We start from the raw sequence: 18,512 nt of genomic DNA, 5'->3' as shown, positions 1-18,512 counted from the left end.
GACGGAGCGGTGGGCGTCAGAGGGTGGGTGTCAGCCGTTCGGGTTCGGACGGTTCCCGGCTGACAAGTGCTAGTTGAAGCTCTGTCAGTAGTCGTGTGTCCGGTTCGTCGAGCGAGATTCCCATGATCTGCTCAGCGCGACGGACGCGGTACCTCAACGTGTTGGGGTGCACTTTCAGCAAGGCCGCAGCTTTTTTCACATCACCGAACGCAGCGAGGTAGCTCGTGAGTGTGAATTGCATGTCCGATGAGTTCTTGTCGTCGTAAGACAACAAGCGATCCACCCGGGGATCGCGCAGTCGGTCGTTGTCCCCGATCAGGTCGAGGATTTCGCCGAGTAGCACTGCGGTGCGGGAGGCAGCCAGAGTTGTGACGCGGGAGGGCGTGTCGCCGGGAGCGTCGAGCACCCGGTCGACTTCTCTTCGGGCCTCTGGCACCCCGGACAGTCGGGGAATCATCACTGCGACCGCAGCCCGCGCGACGATGTCCGTCGAACTCTCCAGGTAGTGAACTGTGTCGGAGGCCCAATCGCTGATCAGCGATTCGCCTTCTGCCAGAGGGAAGAGCACGTATATCCGGTCGACTATCGCGGTGGTGACGGCGTCACGTCGGAAAGCGCTGGCGTGCAGGCGCAGTGAGTTCGTCATCCGCCGCAACTCGGCCGGCGTCTGCTCGGTGGTCGCAAATCCCACCACCGCGGCCGGTCCGTCGAGGGATAGTGAGAGTGAATCCGCCAAGGAAGTGATATCGACTCCGCCGCCAAGGGCGCCGAACAGTCGCTGGATCTGGGCGCTCTCCCGGCGGGACGCGTCGAGGATCCGGATCACGATGCGTGAGGCCACTTCTGCTGCGCCGCGAAGCACCTCGTCGGAACCATCGTGAAGTGGTGTTCCCGCAGTCTGGACCCAGATGGTTCCGAGATGCTGCTGGTGCACGCCGGAGGTAGCGATGCTTGTGCCGCGGCGCCGAATGCTGACGGCCAGCCGGTGGGCGGCGCCGAACTCCGGTGCGGCCGGGATGTCGATGATCTCGTCGGAGCGTCGTAGATGTTCGAATGTGCCTCGCTTCTGCAGCCATTCGCTGTAGCCACTCGGCCATTCGCGGCCGAGCACCGACCGTTGGTGTAATTCGTCCTCATTCTCGTGTCCGGTGGAATGGGCAAGGATGTGCTGGGCATTGTCGTTGATCGTGACCAAACCGCCGGTCAGTTCTGCGACTGTCTCGGAGAGCGCGAACAAGTCGGAATCGCCAGTGGGGTCAAGCCCAGAACCAGGAGCGGTTGCACGACGGCGGTAGGTGTTCTTGATGAGCAACTGCTGTATCAGCGAGTAGATATGACCGGAGCTGGCCTGCGGGTGAACGGACGCGAGCGCGATTCCCGACTTTTCCGCAGCCGCCCGCAATGCGCTTTCGTTGACGGCATTCTTGACGAGCATCAGCTTCGGCTTGTGCTCCGACGCGACCAGCCACTTGATCACCGAATCAATCGGAACTCCGACCGGCAGATACACGTCGGACAGTGCGCCCGGGGATTCCGTGCCGTCGATGTCGGAGTCTTCGAGGAGTGTCATTGATCGAATCTCGACGTCGGGCCCACCTGGGCTGACGAGTAACTCGATGATGGAACTGTCGAAGGACGTGATCAGCGTGCCGATGGTGGTTGCAGGGGTCGTTCCGCTGATTCGGTTGTCTGCGGACTTCTGCTCGGCAATGATGGCGGGTGCTGTTTGCACGGCGTGCTCCTAGCGCAGGGGGTTGCTTCAGATTAATCCCCGCGCCTGGATTGTCGTAGTAGTTAAGTTAGGCAGATTTATTCCGGAAGGGTGATTCCCAAATTGTGCGCCTTGGCCGTGACGTCGTCGGGAAAGACATTCTTGAAAAGGTAAAGATCCTGACCGATAACCCAGCCCGGTGCGAGCGCGGTGGCATATCGCTCGAAATATCCGAGTTGCTTGCCGAACAGAACCAATTCCTCGGGGCTGGCCACACCCCACTGTCTGCCTAGCTGGATCAGCGCCATGATGAGTTCACTCAACTTGAGTTCTCCCAGGTCTCGGCCCAGAATTGGCGCTAATGCCGTGGCTACCTGCAGGCCGAGTTGGTCGTCGTCCACCTCGTAGTCGGTGGCGTATCCCAAGGCGCGGATACCGCGCGCGACACGGGCGAAGTCTCCGTCGATCAATGTCGCGCGAAACATGTCGGTGAGAATTGTTCGCCACGTTTCGGGGAGAATTCCGACAATTCCGAAATCGAGCATAGCGATTCGACCGTCATCGAGGACCCAGAGATTTCCGGCGTGAACATCGCCGTGGAATGGTCCGTGAACAATGACGGATTCGAGCCATACTTTCACGCCGCGTCGAATAAGCATGCGGGCTTCGTCGACGCCGTCCGGACTCGCGACAAAGCGATCGAGAGGAACACCGCGCATTCGCTCCATGCATATCACCCGCGGCCCGCAGTAATCCCAGTACACCTCGGGTGTCGTCACGCCCTTGTTGTCGCCGAAGGTGCCGATGTTGTTCCGGAACGTTGTTTGCCGATCGGCTTCGACGGCACTGTTCAGTTCCGTCATCGTGGCACTGTGCAGGTCGCGGATAATGGCCGTGGCGTTGGCTATCCGTAGGAATTCGACGAACTTCTCCAGAATTCTCGCGCCTCGATATGCGGCCCGGAGATCGATGAGCATGCGGGCGTAAATACCCGGCCGCTGAATCTTGATGACGGCTTCACGTCCGTCGTGCAGGACGCACGCATGCACTTGCGCCACCGATGCAGCCGCCAGCGGATGATCGTCGAACGTCGCGAACAGTTCGGAGATCGAGTATCCGAGGTCGGCTTCCACGACGCTGCGAGCCTGCTGCGCTGGGAAAGGTGGCACGTCGTCAAGGCACCGAAGGCACGCATTCGCCAGTGGTGCCGGGAAAATACCTGACGACGACGCAACCAGTTGTCCGAGCTTCACGAACGTCGGGCCGAGGGTGATGAAGCCGTCCACCAAGCCGTCGGAAGCCGCGTCCGCGATGGTGCGTCCGCGTCTGCGGAACGGCCACACGATCAGGGCAAGCATGATCGACGTGGACAACACCGCCGCGATGACTGCCGATCGCCACAGCTGAGGGAGGCCGAATCGTTCCAGGTCAGGCATACGTACGTCGAGAGCGCCTACGGGCACCCCTGAAGAGTAGGGACCGACTGGACGTCGTGTGTGGTCCGGCACGGCTCTCCCTTGTTCGACGTTCGACTTTAGTCAGTATGCCGAGTCACACTAACTTGTCGAATGCGGGCAATGCCTCAGCCTACGTACAGCAGGGGCGTTCTCACGTTTCTGCGCGCAGCATCGTCTACTTCGTATGGACCAGTTCACCGATTTGCCCGCTCGTGTTGATTCCCTCGATTGGCCTGCGCTGATCGAGGGAATCAACACGAGCGGGTGTGCGCAGACGGGACCGTTGCTCGACGAGTCGGAATGCAAGGAAATTGCGTCCTGGTACGCGGAGGTGGGCCGATTTCGGAGCACGATCGACATGGCGCGGTACCGATTCGGGCAAGGGGAGTACCGATACTTTCGTGATCCGGTACCGGACCCGATCACGGCCATGCGAGCCGCCTTCTACCGGCAGCTTCTGCCTGTTGCGCGTGAGTGGGCTTTCAACGTGGGGGATCACGCGCCCTAGCCGGATACCTTCGACGAATGGATCGAGTTGTGCCATGACGGCGGCCAACAGCGTCCGACGCCGATTCTGCTGTCCTACGGCCTCGGTGACTGGAATGCGCTGCACCGGGACCTGTACGGCGAGTTGGTATTTCCGATGCAAGTGGTGATCGGGCTGGACAAGCCGCACATCGATTACACGGGCGGTGAATTCATGATCGTGGAGCAGCGGCCGCGCGCCCAGTCCAAGGGAACCGTCGTAGTGCTCGAGCAAGGACATGCCCTGATATTCACCACCAGGGACAGGCCGGTTCCCAGCGCGCGCGGTTGGTCCAGAGCGCCTGTGCGTCATGGTGTCAGCGTCGTGAAGTCAGGGGCGCGTCGAACCTTGGGATTGGTGCTTCATGATGCCGAATAGGACGTACATCCTCCGTGGTGCCGACAACAAGCCGTACGAGAGTCAGGCACCCGGAGTGCTTGGTGGACACCGGAAAACGAAGATCTACGGTCGACTCGACTGCAGAGGGGCTGCGCGGGCGATCGCGCGCGGTGGGTATGTCGCCAGTCGGGTGTTCTTCGCCGACGAGCCGACCGCGATTGCGGCCGGCTATCGACCCTGCGCTGTCTGCATGCCCGCGGACTACGCAGTGTGGAAGGCTGACTCCAAGCGGCAGCGTTGAAGCGGCCGCTACGCGCCGAAGCGATCCCGGTACTCCTGCGGAATGAGTGGCTTCTCGCCGCGAACCTTCAACTGCTGAACCGCCCAGGTGTTTCCGTCAGGATCGGAGAACCCGAAGAAGGTGCCGCCATCACGTTCGTCGAAAACTGTGACCTCGCTGGCGTCGACGCCCCGGTCGATGAGCTCCTGCCTGGCCGCTGCCGCGTCGGACACAACCAATTGCAGGCCCTTCAACGAGCCGGGAGGCATCTCGGTTTGTGACGGCAGGTTGCCGATGACGATAGAACAACCCGATCCGCGTGGCGTGAGCTGGGCGACCGTCATGTGCTCGTTCACGGTGTGGTGATCGAGATTGAATCCGACCTGATCGCGATAGAACGCAATGGAACGCCCCAGATCGCTGACCGGAACTATGACAACTTCAAGCGTCCAATCCATGAGAGTGCCTTTCGCAGTGAGTGATCGGGCAAACAGGTGATCAGGACTGTGCGACGATCTTGTCCAGGCGCTCGTAACCTTCGACGACGCCGCGTTCCATATTGCTCTCGATCATGCCGTCGCGCGCCTCGAGACTCGGATATACGGAGTGGCCGGAGAGGCGGGTGCGCCCGTTGCCCAGATCTTCGAACGTCATGGATTCGATGCTGACCACATCGGGAAAGCCCTCGTATTCGAAGGTCTGGATGGCAAATTCGTTCTTACGAACAACGTGGAAAACGCCGTTGAACTTGTACTCGCCACCCTCTGGATCGCGGTGGATGTACTTGTATCGACCGCCGCTGACAAAGTCGTATTCCTCGATGTCCATCTCGTACCCGTTGGGGCCGAGCCATTGCTTGACCAGTTCGGGATCAGAGTGAGCCGCGAACACGGCACTCACGGGTGCGTCGAATTCGCGAGTGATGTCGATGAACGGAACGCCCTCGGGCGCCGTGATCGTGACGGGATTGGTGGTGCTCATGGCTGTGTCTCCTTCTGTGTGGTGTGCAGTAGGTGATCAAGGTTTCGGAACTGTTGTTCGTGGACCAGTCGATAGCGGTCGATCCAGGCTGTCAAAGCCTCGAGTGCTGCGGCATTCAGATGCACCGGGCGCCTCTGGGCGTCACGGCTGCGAGTGACCAACCCCGCTGCCTCGAGTACCTGAATATGTTTGGAGACAGCTTGTTTCGTGATTTCGAACGGCTCGGCCAGCTCGTTAACCGTCTGGGGTCCGGTGCTCAGGCGGGCGATGATCCGTCGTCGTACCGGGTCGGCAAGTGCCATGAATGCCTTGTCGAGGCGATCATCAGCCCCGGGGTCCACGATCACTTGTCAATCAACTCCTTTATCAACCAATCTGTTGATTACGATACGAGCCCATGCGGAGAGTGTCAATGCCTCATCGCCTACTAGCCTGGAAATCATGAACGCGCTGATCCCGCGCCCGCGGATGGTGGTAGCCCCGGGAGCTGTTCACGTTCCGGATTGGCTCGGCGCAGACCAACAGCGCATGCTCGTGAGCGAATGCCGACGGTGGGCAACCGCCCCGGTCCCGATGCGCTCGGCGGTGGTCCCCGGTGGACACAAGATGTCCGTTCAAACCGTGTGCCTCGGCTGGCATTGGCAGCCGTATAATTACACGCGCACGGCCGATGACGTGAACGGCGCGGCCGTAGCCGCACTACCCGAGTGGCTGATCGAGTTGGGGCGTAAAGCTGTGCGAGAGGCATACGGAGATTCAGGTGAGATCTACACCCCCGACACGGCGCTGATCAACTTCTACGACGACGGCGCCCGGATGGGAATGCATCAGGACAAGGACGAGCGCTGCGACGCGCCCGTCGTGTCCCTGAGCATCGGCCAGAGTTGTGTCTTTCGGTTCGGGAACACTGAGAATCGCAATAAGCCGTACACCGACATCGAACTTCAGTCCGGCGATCTTTTCGTGTTCGGCGGTGCCTCACGCTTCGCTTATCACGGAGTCCCGAAAGTAATTGCAGGAAGCGCATATCCGGACAGCGGATTGATGTCCGGCCGGTTGAACATCACGCTTCGGGATACCGGAATGCGGTGAAGTTCTCAGGCTGCCGGTGCCCGTTTCACGCGTGAATTATGGATGAGGGCAGGAAGTATCAAAGCTAGAACTGACACCATCACGCACAGCCCGAGGAAGAGATATGACCAATTCATTCCCGACGCCCGGAGCGCAGTCAAGGTGCCGGCTGCAAACAACGGCATACCGACTCCGGCAAGCAGGTCCATCTCGCGCGGAGACACCGGAGGGGCGCCCCACATCGGTATGCGTTTGCCCGAGTTCTCTCTGAGAGTGCGCGATATCGACATGGCATAGAGGACTATGCCGACAACGCCGACGGCAACTCCCATCACAACAGGGCCGGCCCCGGTTCTAGTCGAGAGCAGGGCATACGCAAAGACGCACATCGTTCCCAGCATGGCCGCCGCAGATTTCCATCTCGGGGTCGACGTCTGAATCGGCGCGTGAACGCTCACCGGCCGCATCGGTTCGAGTGGCTCCATGGGATCAGCGTGCCATGAGTCAGACCGAAAACGAACTGATAATTCTGTTCCGGTCTCGATTTCGTGCGGACTTCACCGGCGATTGCTACGAGGGGCGTTGTATTCCTCGTCGGTGACCTTGTCGCCCCACGTGGTTTCCGTGCTGCCGTCGCCGGGACCTTCCCACAATGCGAGGTGGGTCATGAAGTAGTCGGGCGCCGCGCCGTGCCAATGTTCTTCGCCGGGTGGTGTGTAGACGATGTCGCCGGGGTGGGCCTCGATGATCTCGCTGCCGCGAGCCTGAATCAGGGCGGTGCCGGACACGATGTGCAAGGTCTGCCCCAGCGCGTGGGAGTGCCAGTCTGTGCGTGAGCACGGCGCAAAGCGAACCATGTTGGCGCGCATGCGTGACGGTTCTTGACCTGCGTAGATGACGTCCCACCAGACGTCACCGGTGAACCAGTCTGCGGGAGCCTTGCTCGTCTGCGGTTGCTTCAGAATCTCCATGGGAACTCCTTATGTTATGGCTGAACGATTTTCGGATGACTGTCTACCTGTCTTCGTTTACCCGCTGACGGCACGATGAAGACAAGAACTATGACGAGGCAACCGGCAAGGAGGCCGGCACCTGCGGTCAGTGCAGTCGAGACATGCTCGGTGAGTGCTTCTTTCGGGGATTCCGCAGCGGATCCGGCCCCGGCTGAGATCGCGACGAGAATGCCGAGTCCCAGTGCGCTACCCAGTTGGTGTGCTGTGTTGACCAGTCCGGACGCGGCTCCGGCGTCGTCGGCCTTCACCCCGGCGATTCCGGCAGCGGTGAGCGGCGCAAACGCGAGACCTTGGCCTGCGCCGATCACGATCATCGGTAATGCAACGCCGCTCAGATAAGTGCTGCCCGAATGCACGAAGCTGAGCCACGTCATACCTACCAATGTGAGTGCCACACCCGCGGCGAGCAACGGAGCGTTTCCGAATCGAGGGGTCAATCGCGGAATCAGCAGTGCAACTGCAAAATTGACGACAGTCATCGGGAAGAAGGCCACACCGGCTTGGAAAGCGCTGAAACCCATTGCGCCTTGCAGAAGTTGAGTGGTGAAGTAGAAGAATCCGATCATGGCGCCGAGGTACAGCATGCGGGCGGCGTAGGCGCCGGATCGTTCACGAGAGCGGAAGAGTCGAAGCGGCATGATGGGTTGCTCCGCGCGCGATTCATTGCGAATCAGCAGAGCCAGGAGAACCGCACCGAGCGTCAGTGTCAGGAAGGTGGTCGGTGATCCCCATCCGGCTTCGGCGGAGTTGACAATGCCGAAGACCAATGCGGCCATTCCGAGTGTGGCGTAGACGGCGCCGGCTACATCGAAACGTCCTGTGCTCGGCTTTGTTTCGGGAATGAACCGCGGTGCCAGAACGATCATCGCGATGCCGATCGGGACGTTGATGAAAAATCCTGCGCGCCAGGAAACCCAATCGGCAAGGGCGCCGCCGATCACGAGGCCGAGACTCGCGCCTATTCCGGCGGCTGCGCCGTACCAGGCAACCGCGCGTGTCCGTTCGCGCCCCGGCGGGAAGCTTGCCGTCAGCAGTGACAGTGACGCCGGCGCGACCACCGCGGCGCCGACGCCTTGGAAGGCGCGGGCCGCGATGAGCCACCAACCATTGGGAGCAACCCCGACCAGGAACGACGCGGCCGCGAAGATCGCCAACCCGGCGACAAAGACACGGCGACGCCCGAAGATGTCGCCGAGTCTCGCGCCGAGGAGGAGCAGTCCGCCGAATACGAGGGTGTACGCGTCCTGCACCCATGACAAACCGGTCGCCGAATACCTCATCTCGGCTGCGATGCTTGGCAGCCCGGTGAAGATGATGGAGTTGTCGAGCAGGATCATGAAATAGCTGATCAGAATGATCGCCAGGATCGCGGTGGAATTGACGCGACCGATCCGGAGAGTGTCGACGGTGGTCATGGGTTACGGCCGGACAAGAACTTTGAGTGCCTCACGAGTGTCCATCGCGCGGTAGGCGTCCGGTACCTCGTCGAGGTTGACTGTGCGGTCGAAAACCTTGCCCGGCTGGATCTTTCCGTCGAGCACGTCTGGCATGAGCTCCTCGATGTACGCGCGCACGGGAGCCGGGCCACCGGTGAGTGTGACGTTGGGTCCGAACAGGCTGCCGAAACCGACGGGCGCTACCTCGTACTGAGGTACACCGACGCGGCTGATGACTCCGCCTGGTCGGACAACGCCGATCGCCTGCTCGTAGGCGGGCATGTGGCCCACTGCTTCGAGTACAACATGGGTACCGTCACCGCCGGTCAGTTCGCGGACCTTGGCGATGCCCTCGTCGCCGCGCTCGGCGACGATATCGGTTGCTCCGAACTCGATGCCCAGATCGGTGCGCGACTTGTGGCGGCCCATGAGGATGATCCGCTCGGCGCCAAGTCGTTTGGCGGAGAGAACCGCCATGAGGCCGACTGCGCCGTCGCCGATGACGGTGACCGAGGTGCGTTCGTTCACACGACCCTTGACGGCAGCGTGGTAGCCGGTGCCCAGGACGTCGGACAGGGTGAGCAGTGAAGGGAGCAGTTCCGAGTCTTCGCTGACGGGTGCTTTGACCAGGGTGCCGTCGGCAAACGGCACGCGGATGGCCTCGGCCTGTGCGCCACCGATGCCGTTTCCGGCCCAGAAACCGCCGTGGCGGCACGACGTCTGCAGCCCTTCGCGGCAGAACTCGCAGGTTCCGTCGGACCAGGCGAACGGAGCGATGACAAAGTCACCCTTCTTCAACGTGGCTACGTCGCCGCCGACCTCTTCGACGACCCCGACAAATTCGTGGCCCATCGGAGTGCCGCCCGGTGTGGCAGGCATGTCGTGGTACGGATGCAGGTCGGATCCGCAGACACATGCTCGAACGATGCGTACCAGGGCGTCGGTCGACTGTTGCAGTGTCGGGTCTGGCACGTTCTCGACGCGAACGTCTCCGGCGCTGTACATGATGGTTGCGCGCATGATGAATCCTCTTGGTTGTTCGGTTCGCGGTGTCGATACCCAGTGAACCGAACGCATCACCCTGGCGGGAGTTACTGTCGTTCCAGGTACCGGCAGTACCTCCCTGCGGTTCGACGACTCGAGTAACGTAATCGGCATGGACAACCGAGCCGAGATCCGCGAGTTCCTCAGCTCCCGCCGTGCACGTATCACTCCCGAGCAGGCGGGACTACCGGCGTACGGCGGAAACCGTCGGGTCAAAGGATTGCGCCGCGAAGAAGTTGCCTTGCTGGCGGGTGTCAGCATCGACTACTACGTGCGAATGGAACGCGGCAATCTGGCCGGAGCATCGGACTCGGTACTCGAAAGTCTTTCCCGGGCACTTCAACTCGACGAGGCCGAGCAGGATCACCTGTTCGACTTGGCGAAGACCGCAAGTGCGTCGGCTCCGCCGAAGCGCCGATCAGCCCCCAAAGGTGTCAGTCCGGCCATTCAGCAGATACTCGACGCCATCACCGACGCCCCGGCGTGGGTTCGCAACGCCCGGCACGATATGTTGGCCGCCAATCGCATGGCCCGGGCGCTGTATTCGCCGGTATTGGCGGATCCACGTCGTCCGGCGAACAATGCGCGCTTTGTATACCTCGACCCGGCTTCGCAGGAATTTTTCACCGACTGGGAACGTGCCGCCGATGATATTGCGGCAATGCTCCGATCTGAGGCGGGGAAGAACCCGCACGACAAGGCGCTGACCGAACTGATCGGTGAATTAGCCACGCGCAGTGAGATATTCCGCACGCGATGGGCGAAACACAATGTGCGCTTTCATCGAACAGGTTTCAAGAAGGTTCATCATCCCGTTGTCGGAGACCTCGAGCTGAACTTCGAGGCGATGGAACTTCCGTCCAACCCCGGGCTGACGCTGCTGGTCTACACCGCGGCGCCGGGTACTCCGACGGCAGATGCGCTCAAAGTCTTGGCGAGTTGGGCGGCTACCCAGGATCAGTTGGATCCCGCCAACGACAAGGAATCTTCCCTGTAGGAGCACTCAGTTCGACGGTGCCGCCAGAACTTTCTTGAGAGCGGGGAGATCGAGAGTTGCCGCAAGATCTGCAATGGTGACTCCCGACAGCGAAGCACGCCATACCTTTTCGGCGTCGGCCATAACCTTGGCGATACCGCACGGGGCGAGGCACTGCTCCGGTGGCGCGGCGAGGATCCCTTGTTGCCGAATCTCCGTGCACCGGAAGGCAGGTTCCTTACCGTCGACGGCCTGTACGACGTCGAGAACTGTGATGTTCTCGGGTGGCCGGGTCAGGACGTATCCACCGTCGCGGCCCTCAGTCGGATTGACAAGACCGGCCTGCGCCAGGGCGCGCAGATGTTTTGCCAGGTATGTCTTCGACACCCCGTGCAGTTCGGCGAGTCTGGCCGTGGGGACCGGGCCTTGCGCCTGGCTGAGGACCACACAGCAATGGAGCGACCACTCCACTCCTCCGGAAAGCTTCATGCCAGAACTCTATCGACGCCGTGGAAACCGGTTGGGGGCGGACATCGGTGGTGTTGTCTTTTTTTCAGGCCTTCGAGGCCAACCACTCGTTCAGTGTTGTCGGCGCAATCCAGGCGTTCGCGCCGGGAGTCGGTGTGAGCGCGGCACTGTCGAGTTTCGCGCCGAAGTAGCCGGCCTCCGGATCGGGCGTCACCGAGCGGTCGTCCCCGGTGACGGAGAACAGGCGTCGTACCAATTCGTCGATACCCAGCGGTTCGGGTCCGGCGATCTCGACCGTCCCGTTCAACGGCGGGCCGGTCACAACCTCGGCGACGTGAGATACGACGTCCCGCGACGCGATCGGCTGAAGATGCGCCGGCGTTGCATGGACTGTGCCGTCCACGGTCCCGGCATCGGCAATTCCGGCGATGAACTCGAAGAACTGGGTCGAGCGGACGATCGAGTAGGGGATCGGGCCGGCCTTGACCAGGTCTTCCTGGGCGACCTTGGCTCGCATGTACCCGGAATCAGACAGTCGATCGGCACCCACGATGGACAGGATGACGTGGTGCCCGACGCCCGCCTTCTCCTCCGCCGCGAGGATATGGCCAGTTCCGTCGCGGAAGAAAGCCATGACGTCGTCGTCCGACCACGACGGGGAATTTGTAAGATCCACGACCACATCTGCACCGGTCACGGCTTCGAAGAGGCCTTCGCCCGTGGTTGTGTCGATACCGTCCGCACGGCCGAGTGCCTTCACGTCGTGCCCGGCGTCACCGAGCTTCGACGCGACCTGACTTCCGATGAGCCCGCTCCCGAAAATGACGATCTTCATGCCTGTCTCCTTTTTACTTGGATAAGTCGTGTCCAAGTATACTCGGACACGACTTATCCAAGTCAAGGGTTACCGGAACAGTTCTGCGGCCAATGCTTCGTACGTCGCAATTGGATCACCATCGGCCGGAAGCGCCTGGATCGCAACGTGGTCGGCCCCGGCCGCAATATGTTCACGCAACCTGTCCGCGATGGAACGGGCGGTCCCGTAGGCCACCAGCGCGTCGATGACACGATCGTTTCCGTCGTTCGCAATTTCGTCGGGTGCAAAGCCGAGGCGTTCGAGATTTGTCGTGTAGTTACGTAGGTGCAGATATGGATTGGCGACAGCCGGACGGCCGACCGCTCGCGCCTTGTCCGGATCGGTCTCGAGAACAACTTTGTGTTCCGGCGCAAGAATTTTCGACGGCCCGAGAATCTCGCGTGCTTCGGCGGTGTGTTCCGGAGTTGTCAGATAAGGATGTGCACCGGCAGCGCGATCAGCCGACAGCTTCAATACCTTGGGGCCGAGAGCGGCGAGGACACGACGAGATTCCGGAACCTGAGCTGCGTCGAGTTCATCCAGGTAGGACACCAAGGTGCCGTACGGCTTCGAGTAATCGCCGGTGGCCTCGGGATGTCCGATGCCGATTCCGAGGAGGAACCGTCCGGGGTGCTTGGCTTCGAGTCGGTGGTACGACTCGGCAACTTCAGCAGCGGGAGACGACCAGACATTGACGATCCCGGTCGCCACGGTGATGCGTTCCGTTGCGTCGAGTAGCTTCTCGGCCACCAGAAGGTCCGCTCGCGGTGAACCCCCGATCCAGATGGTGCCGAACCCGAGTTTCTCGATTGCCGCCCCCAGATCCGGTTTCAATCCGGCGGCTCCTCGCCAGATTCCGTAGGTGCCCAGGTCAGGTGTCTGCGTCGGTTCAGTCATGGTGGTGGTAACCCGAGTGTGACCTGGATCTATTCCGTACCGGGCGCACGGTAGTCGGTGGGGCGATTGACTGCTTCGTCGATTTCCTCCGGCGTGAGCAGGGTGACGGATTCGGATCGAGCCGCTCCTTCGGCGGTGGTGCGAATGCTCAATGCCGCGGCGGCAACGGCGTCGGGAAGGCTGCCGATGACAAACATGTCATGACTACCGAGTGCAAAGTGACAGGATTCGACTGTGCCACCGACACTTTCGACCATGTGGGTTATTGCATCGCGGCGGGCGGTGCCACCTTCCTTCTGAAGGCCGGCGGCCCCGGTTGGTGTGTACGTCACTTGCCAGAGGTATTTCGGCATTTCGACTCCTTGCTCGGCAGGGGTATTCACCTCCGAGGGGTATACCCACAAAGTGGTAGGGGACAATCAACCCATGGTTGGTACTCCGGTGATCGTGACGATCGTGTCTGTCTGTGTGGGTTTTGTGATCTTCATGCTTGCGGCAAGCGGCGCCCGCGGAAAGTGGGATCGTCGGCTCGTCATCGGGTTGTTTGTCGCAGCAGTGGTGTGCCTGACCGTCGTGCCGGTGTCCGTTGCGCTCAGTGCCGGGGTATCGGGCGTCTAGTCTGAACTGGTGGCAGATATCCGAGTAGGTATCTCAGGGTGGACATATCCCGCCTGGCGTGGAGACTTCTATCCGAGCGGCCTTGCGCATCGCAAGGAATTATCCTATGCCGCAGAGAAATTGACTTCGATCGAAATCAACGGCTCGTTCTATGCGCTTCAGAAACCGGAGAGTTTCGCGAAGTGGCGCAGTGAAACACCGGACGACTTTGTGTTTGCCCTCAAGGGCGGTCGGTACATCACGCACATGAAGCGGCTGCTCGACACACAGACGGGGCTGGCGAACTTCTTTGCGGCGGGTGTGCTTGCGCTGGGTCCGAAACTCGGGCCGATCTTCTGGCAGTTGCCGCCCACCTTGCACTTCGAGCCCGAACGGTTGGCGAGCTTCTTCGAACTGCTTCCGCGTACGACGACGCAGGCTGCCGAACTGGCCGCCCACCATGACGACAAGCTGACCGAAGACAGGGTATTGGCGCACGCAGAGATCGAACTCCCGATCCGCTATGCGGTGGAGGCACGCCATGCCAGCTTTGCCGCTCCGGAAGCGGTGGAACTGATGCGCGAGCACGACATCGGGTTTGTCGTCGCCGATACCGCGGGAAGGTACCCCCAGATCACTACGCCGACCAGCGATTTTGTCTACGTGCGCATGCATGGCGACAAGGAACTGTACGCAAGCGGTTACACCGACAAAGCCCTGGACAGCTGGTCCGAACGCGCTCAGGGCTGGATGAGCGACGAGCTTGACGTGTTTGTGTACTTCGACAACGACATGAAGGGTTTTGCGCCCCACAACGCGATGGCATTCCTGGCCCGCTTCATCTGAATGTGTGCTGTCGGTGCCACCTGGCAAGCTCACACGCGAGCGCGAACAAGGAGAACCGAACGTGAACCCCCAGCAGAGTTGGCCCACCGAGTGGCCGAAGGTTGCCCGCGACATCGCCGCTGCCACGGCAGACGCGCTGGCTGCGGTGCGAGCGGCCAACCGCGATGCGTTGACCGAGGCGGTCGATGAACTGCGCACGCTGTCGTTCGAGCAGGTCACATCGGTGCACGCGGCTATCGTTCGTGAACTCCTCGAGGACACCCACCCGGACGGACTCTCGAGCGAAGATGTGCAAGACGCGCTCACTGCCTGCGCCAAGGCCACCATCGTGTGGCTTCCCGACCTCGACGTGCAGGCTCTCGCCGCCGTGTACACCGGCGCCCTCGGCATTACCGATCTCGAAGACGATTCGTTCCGGATCGGCCACGGTGCATACCTGCGTTCGGCAGTGCTTGTGATCGGAAGCTTGTCCGCGGTTGTCAAGAAACCGCTGACGACGTACATCACCACCGCGATTGGCGAGATCGCGCGCGCTCAGACCATCGAGATGCCATGAGCGCGTAAACCCACCTAGGCTGGTTGTATGTCGAAAATTGCGAGTGCAGACCGGGTTTCGCACGCCGAGTTACTCGAATTCATCAGACCACGCCACCGTGCCACTCTCGTGACCGTCCGCAAGTCCGGCGAACTCCAGATTTCACCGATCACGTGTGGTGTCGACGACGAAGGCCGCATCGTCATCTCCACCTACCCGGAGCGGGCTAAAGCGGTGAATGTGCGTCGTACTCCCACGGTGTCGTTGTGTATCCACTCCGACGAGTGGAACGGACCGTACGTGCAGGTGAACGGGACGGCCGAGCTCATCGACCTGCCGGAATCCGTCGAGCCCCTGGTCGACTACTACCGCTCGATCGCCGGCGATCATCCCGACTGGGACGAGTACCGGCAAGCGATGCACAAGCAGGGCAAGAGCCTGATCCGCGTCACCGTCGATTCGTGGGGACCGATCGCAACAGGTGGGTTTCCGCCGGAGCGTTAGGGAGCTGTCGGCGAGAGGTGCAGGACGGTGGCGTCCCGCGCCTCGAGCGGTGCATTGCAATGCGAACACACCACTTGCGCGTGCAGTTGCTCGCCGCACCGATGTTCGACGACGGTCGGGGGTGGGCCGTCGATCGCGTAGGTGTCTCCCCATTCCATGATCGCCATCAGAATCGGATACAACGCTTTACCTGACTCGGTGGCGACGTATTCGTAGCGTGGGGGATGGTCCTCGTACAGGCGTTTTGTCAGCACGTCGGCGTCGACGAGCGTCCGAAGCCGGGCGGCAAGAATATCCCGACTGGCCCCGGTGCCCCTCGCGATGGCGTCGAAGCGTCGTTGCCCGAGGACGATCTCACGCAGGATCAGAAGCGACCATTTCTCGCCCACAAGGTCCAACGCCTTGGCGATGGAGCAGTTACGACCTTTGGGTGTCACGCTCACTCCGATCGACAGTGGGTTGCGAAATCCAACTTAGCACTTGACGGCATCAAATCTATGCCGCACTGTGAGTTGGGAAATCCAACCGACTAGACGAGGAGCATGACGTGGCCGATGTGGATCTCGAGGCAGCGAGCGCTTTTGTGAGCGCCGCAGGATTACAACTCGACGAGGTGTCCGGCACCAAAGTTGTCGGACATATCGATCTGTCCGACGCTCATCACACGCCGTGGGGTGTGGTGCATGGCGGCGTCTACACAACGGCTGTGGAATCGGCGGCAAGTATCGGTGCGAGTACCGCTGTCGCGGACCGTGGAGAATTTGCCGTTGGCGTTCACAACGGAACCGACTTCTTGCGAGCCCGCACCGGCGGACGCGTCGATGTCGTGGCACTTCCGATTCAGCAGGGCCGCGTTCAGCAGTTGTGGTCGGTTGTCATCACCGATCCGGAAACGGGAAAAGAAGTGGCACGTGGACAGGTTCGCTTGCAGAACGTTCCGCTGCCGAAGTAGCTCAGTCGGGTAATCCGGCGTCGATGTTGACCGAGATTCGCTTGAGGAGTGCGGTGAGTTGCACTTTCTCGTTCTCACTCAGTCCCGACAACAGCCGGCGGTCGCGTTCGACCCGGCGCGGAAACTCTGCCTCTACCAAAGCTCTTCCGGCTTCGGTCAATTGGAGAAGTACGACGCGTCCGTCACGTTCGAACCTTTGGCGCTCCACCAGTCCGAGCTTGGCCAGTCGATCGGCATGTTTGGTAGTGGCCGCGCCACTGAACATGGTGACTGCGGTGACCTCGCTGGCGCGAAGTGGGCGATCACTGCGGGCCAGTGCGCTCATCACGTCGAATTCGGCGCGAGAGACGCCGCTGGGAGCCAGGGCGCGATCAAGTTGGTGGAGGGACTGCGAACTGATGCGGGTGATCCGTCCCATCACCTCGACCGGCGAGGTGTCGATGTCAGGGTAGGCGCGATTCCATTCACGACGGACTTTGTCGATGAAGTCGTCTTCGGGACTGTTGGCCTGATCCATGGCACACATCTTAGCGACTGATTTCACAGTACTTCACAAGTAATTTACTAGTGAAATAACTGTATGCTGGATTAGTGACGCCTACTCCGACCCCCACCACGACATCGAGCCGACTCCGCCATTCGAGCGGAGCAATTGCGCATTCGGTCTCAGCGCAGACGTGGCGGGCGGCTTTCCGGCTCGGTTCCGCCGACGCCGGAATTGCCCCGGCAATACGGGTCGGTCTGGCAACAGCGGTAGTCCTGATCTTGGGTGGTGTGCTCGGGCACGAAGAGCTGGCGGGATTTGCAGCGCTGGGCGCGCTGAGTGCGGCGTTCGGACGATACGAGCCATACCCCCGGTTGGCCGGCAAACTCGCGATAGTGGGCGCAGCGTTGGTTGCGTTCATTGCATTTGGTGCGGCTCTGGGGATGTTCGGTGTGCCGGTCTGGGCGCAGATCGGTGTTCTCTCGTTGGCGGCCGGCGCTGCCTACTGCTTCATCTCCGGCTTCCGCATCACTGGTCCAGGGCCGGTGATTCTTGTCTTTGCCGCGACAGGTGCAGCAGGCTTCGCCACGAGCTTTGCGGATCTGGTTCGGCTGGTTGTCGCCGGAACGATCGGTGTACTGATCGGATGGGCCGCGGCGATGCTTCCCGCGCTTGTGCTGCCGATGGGCCCCGCACGTCTGGCTGTCGCTCGCGCGCTTGCGAACGTCGGGAAGCTAGAGGCCGGTGGTTCAGTCCCGACTGCGCTGGCGTCGATTGCCCATGCGCGGACGGTTATCGCGTCGAGCAGTCGGATCAAGTCGACGCTGGGTCATGGTCGTGAACTGATGGCGGTGCTCGGCGAAGCGGATGCCGCAGTGCGATTGTGGAGCGAGCATGGCGACGCGTCGCTGATTCGCGATATTGCAGCGCACGAGGATGAGCTTCGTAAGATGAAGCGCTCCAGCATGATCGAGCACTCGCTCGAGCCTGTATCGGAATTGCCCGCGCCGGAGAACTACGTCGTCGCCGGTCTACGGCATCTGTACTCGCGCGCCGTGGTGATGAATGCCGTTCGTATTGTCATGGCGTCGGCATTGGCCGGATGGGTTGCCGCCGGCGCCGGACTCGAGCATCCGCTCTGGGCGTCGATGGGTGCGATGGCAGCAATGCAGGGGCTGAACTACAAGCAGACTGTTCAACGCGGAATCCAACGGCTTGTCGGCAACGTCGGCGGAGCGATCATCGCTGCCGCTCTGATCGCCCTGACGCTCGGCTATTGGCAGGCTGTTGTTGCAGTGGTGATTCTGCAGACCGCGGCAGAGCTGTTTGTCGTCAAGAATTACGCGTTGACGTCGGTTGCCGTGACGCCGATGGCCCTGGTGCTCATCGGTCTCAGCGCACCCATCGAGACCAGCGCGGCGCTCGCGCGAGTGGCGGACACCCTCATCGGAGTGGTGATCGGTGTTGTCGTCGCGGCCGTGACAATCAGCCGCGCCGATCGGAACCACGTCCTACGATGACTCCAGTGCATCGGAGTGA

Annotated in this window: 24 protein-coding genes and 1 pseudogene; 10 read left to right on the top strand and 15 right to left on the bottom strand. The window is 61.3% G+C overall.

Annotated features, from left to right (window positions below):
* Positions 1 to 16: 16 nt before the first annotated feature.
* Together RG2_RS21860 and RG2_RS21855 are read right to left on the bottom strand one after the other, a co-directional pair.
* On the bottom strand, positions 17 to 1,732 hold the full coding sequence (locus RG2_RS21860; RefSeq protein ID WP_230590089.1) for a PucR family transcriptional regulator: 1,716 nt from the start codon (positions 1,730 to 1,732) through the stop codon (positions 17 to 19).
* Positions 1,733 to 1,809: 77 nt separating this feature from the next.
* Entirely contained in the window at positions 1,810 to 3,147 is a 1,338-nt protein-coding gene (locus RG2_RS21855) for an ABC1 kinase family protein (protein WP_371851335.1), read from the bottom strand.
* Between the two features lie 205 nt (positions 3,148 to 3,352).
* On the opposite strand from RG2_RS21855, the pseudogene RG2_RS21850 reads away from it, so the two are divergent.
* Positions 3,353 to 4,072, top strand: a pseudogene (locus RG2_RS21850) (2OG-Fe(II) oxygenase).
* The gene (locus tag RG2_RS21845; protein ID WP_033233853.1) at positions 4,062 to 4,334 is read left to right on the top strand and encodes an Ada metal-binding domain-containing protein; all 273 of its coding nucleotides are present in this window, start codon (positions 4,062 to 4,064) and stop codon (positions 4,332 to 4,334) included. The pseudogene RG2_RS21850 and the gene RG2_RS21845 overlap by 11 nt, the downstream one beginning before the upstream one ends.
* Before the next feature lie 8 nt (positions 4,335 to 4,342).
* Here the strand turns inward: RG2_RS21845 and RG2_RS21840 are convergent, their stop codons facing one another.
* The 3 genes from RG2_RS21840 to RG2_RS21830 are packed head-to-tail and all read right to left on the bottom strand — an operon-like array spanning position 4,343 to position 5,641.
* Positions 4,343 to 4,771, bottom strand: coding sequence for a VOC family protein (locus RG2_RS21840; protein ID WP_033233575.1), 429 nt, complete (start codon positions 4,769 to 4,771; stop codon positions 4,343 to 4,345).
* Positions 4,772 to 4,811: 40 nt separating this feature from the next.
* Positions 4,812 to 5,294 (bottom strand): SRPBCC family protein, encoded by a 483-nt coding sequence (locus RG2_RS21835; protein ID WP_033233574.1) that lies wholly within the window; start codon positions 5,292 to 5,294, stop codon positions 4,812 to 4,814.
* A complete protein-coding gene (locus RG2_RS21830) occupies positions 5,291 to 5,641 on the bottom strand; it encodes an ArsR/SmtB family transcription factor (protein ID WP_033233572.1) in 351 nt (116 codons plus the stop codon). The genes RG2_RS21835 and RG2_RS21830 overlap by 4 nt, the downstream gene beginning before the upstream one ends.
* 94 nt (positions 5,642 to 5,735) lie before the next feature.
* Here RG2_RS21830 and RG2_RS21825 point away from each other — a divergent pair, with 94 nt between their 5' ends.
* Positions 5,736 to 6,386 carry an alpha-ketoglutarate-dependent dioxygenase AlkB family protein gene (locus RG2_RS21825; RefSeq protein WP_207787494.1) on the top strand — a complete coding sequence of 217 codons (651 nt, stop codon included), beginning with the start codon at positions 5,736 to 5,738 and terminating at the stop codon, positions 6,384 to 6,386.
* Between the two features lie 5 nt (positions 6,387 to 6,391).
* Here the strand turns inward: RG2_RS21825 and RG2_RS21820 are convergent, their stop codons facing one another.
* The 4 genes from RG2_RS21820 to RG2_RS21805 form a co-directional block, all read right to left on the bottom strand.
* Entirely contained in the window at positions 6,392 to 6,850 is a 459-nt protein-coding gene (locus RG2_RS21820; RefSeq protein WP_033233570.1) for a hypothetical protein, read from the bottom strand.
* Positions 6,851 to 6,922: 72 nt separating this feature from the next.
* Positions 6,923 to 7,336 carry a (R)-mandelonitrile lyase gene (locus RG2_RS21815; protein WP_033233568.1) on the bottom strand — a complete coding sequence of 138 codons (414 nt, stop codon included), beginning with the start codon at positions 7,334 to 7,336 and terminating at the stop codon, positions 6,923 to 6,925.
* Positions 7,337 to 7,350: 14 nt separating this feature from the next.
* Complete coding sequence (locus RG2_RS21810; protein WP_033233566.1) at positions 7,351 to 8,793, bottom strand: MFS transporter; 1,443 nt, start codon at positions 8,791 to 8,793, stop codon at positions 7,351 to 7,353.
* A 3-nt stretch (positions 8,794 to 8,796) separates the two neighbouring features.
* On the bottom strand, positions 8,797 to 9,834 hold the full coding sequence (locus tag RG2_RS21805; RefSeq protein WP_033233851.1) for a zinc-dependent alcohol dehydrogenase family protein: 1,038 nt from the start codon (positions 9,832 to 9,834) through the stop codon (positions 8,797 to 8,799).
* 136 nt (positions 9,835 to 9,970) lie between these two features.
* Here RG2_RS21805 and RG2_RS21800 point away from each other — a divergent pair, with 136 nt between their 5' ends.
* Positions 9,971 to 10,855, top strand: a complete 885-nt coding sequence (locus tag RG2_RS21800; protein ID WP_033233564.1) for a helix-turn-helix transcriptional regulator — start codon at positions 9,971 to 9,973, stop codon at positions 10,853 to 10,855.
* Between the two features lie 6 nt (positions 10,856 to 10,861).
* Here the strand turns inward: RG2_RS21800 and RG2_RS21795 are convergent, their stop codons facing one another.
* The 4 genes from RG2_RS21795 to RG2_RS21780 all read right to left on the bottom strand — a co-directional run bounded on the left by RG2_RS21795 (position 10,862) and on the right by RG2_RS21780 (position 13,408).
* On the bottom strand, positions 10,862 to 11,323 hold the full coding sequence (locus RG2_RS21795) for an RrF2 family transcriptional regulator (protein ID WP_033233563.1): 462 nt from the start codon (positions 11,321 to 11,323) through the stop codon (positions 10,862 to 10,864).
* Between the two features lie 64 nt (positions 11,324 to 11,387).
* On the bottom strand, positions 11,388 to 12,137 hold the full coding sequence (locus tag RG2_RS21790) for an SDR family oxidoreductase (RefSeq protein WP_033233562.1): 750 nt from the start codon (positions 12,135 to 12,137) through the stop codon (positions 11,388 to 11,390).
* A 69-nt stretch (positions 12,138 to 12,206) separates the two neighbouring features.
* On the bottom strand, positions 12,207 to 13,055 hold the full coding sequence (locus tag RG2_RS21785) for an LLM class F420-dependent oxidoreductase (RefSeq protein ID WP_033233561.1): 849 nt from the start codon (positions 13,053 to 13,055) through the stop codon (positions 12,207 to 12,209).
* Positions 13,056 to 13,084: 29 nt separating this feature from the next.
* Complete coding sequence (locus RG2_RS21780) at positions 13,085 to 13,408, bottom strand: GYD domain-containing protein (protein WP_033233560.1); 324 nt, start codon at positions 13,406 to 13,408, stop codon at positions 13,085 to 13,087.
* 73 nt (positions 13,409 to 13,481) lie between these two features.
* Between RG2_RS21780 and RG2_RS21775 the strand changes: the two genes are divergently transcribed.
* The 4 genes from RG2_RS21775 (at position 13,482) to RG2_RS21760 (ending at position 15,537) form a co-directional block, all read left to right on the top strand.
* Entirely contained in the window at positions 13,482 to 13,673 is a 192-nt protein-coding gene (locus RG2_RS21775; protein ID WP_033233559.1) for a hypothetical protein, read from the top strand.
* A gap of 9 nt (positions 13,674 to 13,682) precedes the next feature.
* Entirely contained in the window at positions 13,683 to 14,498 is an 816-nt protein-coding gene (locus RG2_RS21770; protein ID WP_033233558.1) for a DUF72 domain-containing protein, read from the top strand.
* 61 nt (positions 14,499 to 14,559) lie between these two features.
* Entirely contained in the window at positions 14,560 to 15,054 is a 495-nt protein-coding gene (locus tag RG2_RS21765; RefSeq protein ID WP_033233850.1) for a hypothetical protein, read from the top strand.
* Positions 15,055 to 15,081: 27 nt separating this feature from the next.
* On the top strand, positions 15,082 to 15,537 hold the full coding sequence (locus RG2_RS21760) for a PPOX class F420-dependent oxidoreductase (RefSeq protein ID WP_033233557.1): 456 nt from the start codon (positions 15,082 to 15,084) through the stop codon (positions 15,535 to 15,537).
* On the opposite strand, the gene RG2_RS21755 is transcribed toward RG2_RS21760, so the two are convergent.
* The gene (locus RG2_RS21755) at positions 15,534 to 15,974 is read right to left on the bottom strand and encodes a winged helix-turn-helix transcriptional regulator (RefSeq protein WP_033233556.1); all 441 of its coding nucleotides are present in this window, start codon (positions 15,972 to 15,974) and stop codon (positions 15,534 to 15,536) included. The two genes, RG2_RS21760 and RG2_RS21755, sit on opposite strands and share 4 nt — an antisense overlap.
* Positions 15,975 to 16,084: 110 nt before the next feature.
* Here RG2_RS21755 and RG2_RS21750 point away from each other — a divergent pair, with 110 nt between their 5' ends.
* Positions 16,085 to 16,489, top strand: a complete 405-nt coding sequence (locus RG2_RS21750; protein WP_033233555.1) for a PaaI family thioesterase — start codon at positions 16,085 to 16,087, stop codon at positions 16,487 to 16,489.
* Position 16,490: 1 nt separating this feature from the next.
* Here RG2_RS21750 and RG2_RS21745 read toward each other — a convergent pair whose 3' ends face one another.
* Positions 16,491 to 17,006 carry a MarR family winged helix-turn-helix transcriptional regulator gene (locus tag RG2_RS21745; RefSeq protein WP_033233554.1) on the bottom strand — a complete coding sequence of 172 codons (516 nt, stop codon included), beginning with the start codon at positions 17,004 to 17,006 and terminating at the stop codon, positions 16,491 to 16,493.
* Between the two features lie 74 nt (positions 17,007 to 17,080).
* Between RG2_RS21745 and RG2_RS21740 the strand changes: the two genes are divergently transcribed.
* A complete protein-coding gene (locus tag RG2_RS21740) occupies positions 17,081 to 18,493 on the top strand; it encodes an FUSC family protein (protein ID WP_371851328.1) in 1,413 nt (470 codons plus the stop codon).
* Positions 18,494 to 18,512 lie beyond the last annotated feature (19 nt).

It is taken from the genome of Rhodococcus globerulus NBRC 14531 (assembly GCF_001894805.1).
Classification (GTDB): domain Bacteria; phylum Actinomycetota; class Actinomycetes; order Mycobacteriales; family Mycobacteriaceae; genus Rhodococcus_F; species Rhodococcus_F globerula.
The sequence above is the reverse complement of the archived record's forward strand: the minus strand, read 5'-3'. Positions and strand labels throughout refer to the sequence as shown.

Coding starts and splice junctions, on each gene's coding strand:
- RG2_RS21855 (WP_371851335.1), bottom strand. CDS start 3,147: ATGCCTGACCTGGAACGATTCGGCCTCCCTCAGCTGTGGCGATCGGCA.
- RG2_RS21845 (WP_033233853.1), top strand. CDS start 4,062: ATGCCGAATAGGACGTACATCCTCCGTGGTGCCGACAACAAGCCGTAC.
- RG2_RS21840 (WP_033233575.1), bottom strand. CDS start 4,771: ATGGATTGGACGCTTGAAGTTGTCATAGTTCCGGTCAGCGATCTGGGG.
- RG2_RS21835 (WP_033233574.1), bottom strand. CDS start 5,294: ATGAGCACCACCAATCCCGTCACGATCACGGCGCCCGAGGGCGTTCCG.
- RG2_RS21825 (WP_207787494.1), top strand. CDS start 5,736: ATGAACGCGCTGATCCCGCGCCCGCGGATGGTGGTAGCCCCGGGAGCT.
- RG2_RS21820 (WP_033233570.1), bottom strand. CDS start 6,850: ATGGAGCCACTCGAACCGATGCGGCCGGTGAGCGTTCACGCGCCGATT.
- RG2_RS21815 (WP_033233568.1), bottom strand. CDS start 7,336: ATGGAGATTCTGAAGCAACCGCAGACGAGCAAGGCTCCCGCAGACTGG.
- RG2_RS21810 (WP_033233566.1), bottom strand. CDS start 8,793: ATGACCACCGTCGACACTCTCCGGATCGGTCGCGTCAATTCCACCGCG.
- RG2_RS21805 (WP_033233851.1), bottom strand. CDS start 9,834: ATGCGCGCAACCATCATGTACAGCGCCGGAGACGTTCGCGTCGAGAAC.
- RG2_RS21800 (WP_033233564.1), top strand. CDS start 9,971: ATGGACAACCGAGCCGAGATCCGCGAGTTCCTCAGCTCCCGCCGTGCA.
- RG2_RS21795 (WP_033233563.1), bottom strand. CDS start 11,323: ATGAAGCTTTCCGGAGGAGTGGAGTGGTCGCTCCATTGCTGTGTGGTC.
- RG2_RS21790 (WP_033233562.1), bottom strand. CDS start 12,137: ATGAAGATCGTCATTTTCGGGAGCGGGCTCATCGGAAGTCAGGTCGCG.
- RG2_RS21785 (WP_033233561.1), bottom strand. CDS start 13,055: ATGACTGAACCGACGCAGACACCTGACCTGGGCACCTACGGAATCTGG.
- RG2_RS21780 (WP_033233560.1), bottom strand. CDS start 13,408: ATGCCGAAATACCTCTGGCAAGTGACGTACACACCAACCGGGGCCGCC.
- RG2_RS21775 (WP_033233559.1), top strand. CDS start 13,482: ATGGTTGGTACTCCGGTGATCGTGACGATCGTGTCTGTCTGTGTGGGT.
- RG2_RS21760 (WP_033233557.1), top strand. CDS start 15,082: ATGTCGAAAATTGCGAGTGCAGACCGGGTTTCGCACGCCGAGTTACTC.
- RG2_RS21745 (WP_033233554.1), bottom strand. CDS start 17,006: ATGGATCAGGCCAACAGTCCCGAAGACGACTTCATCGACAAAGTCCGT.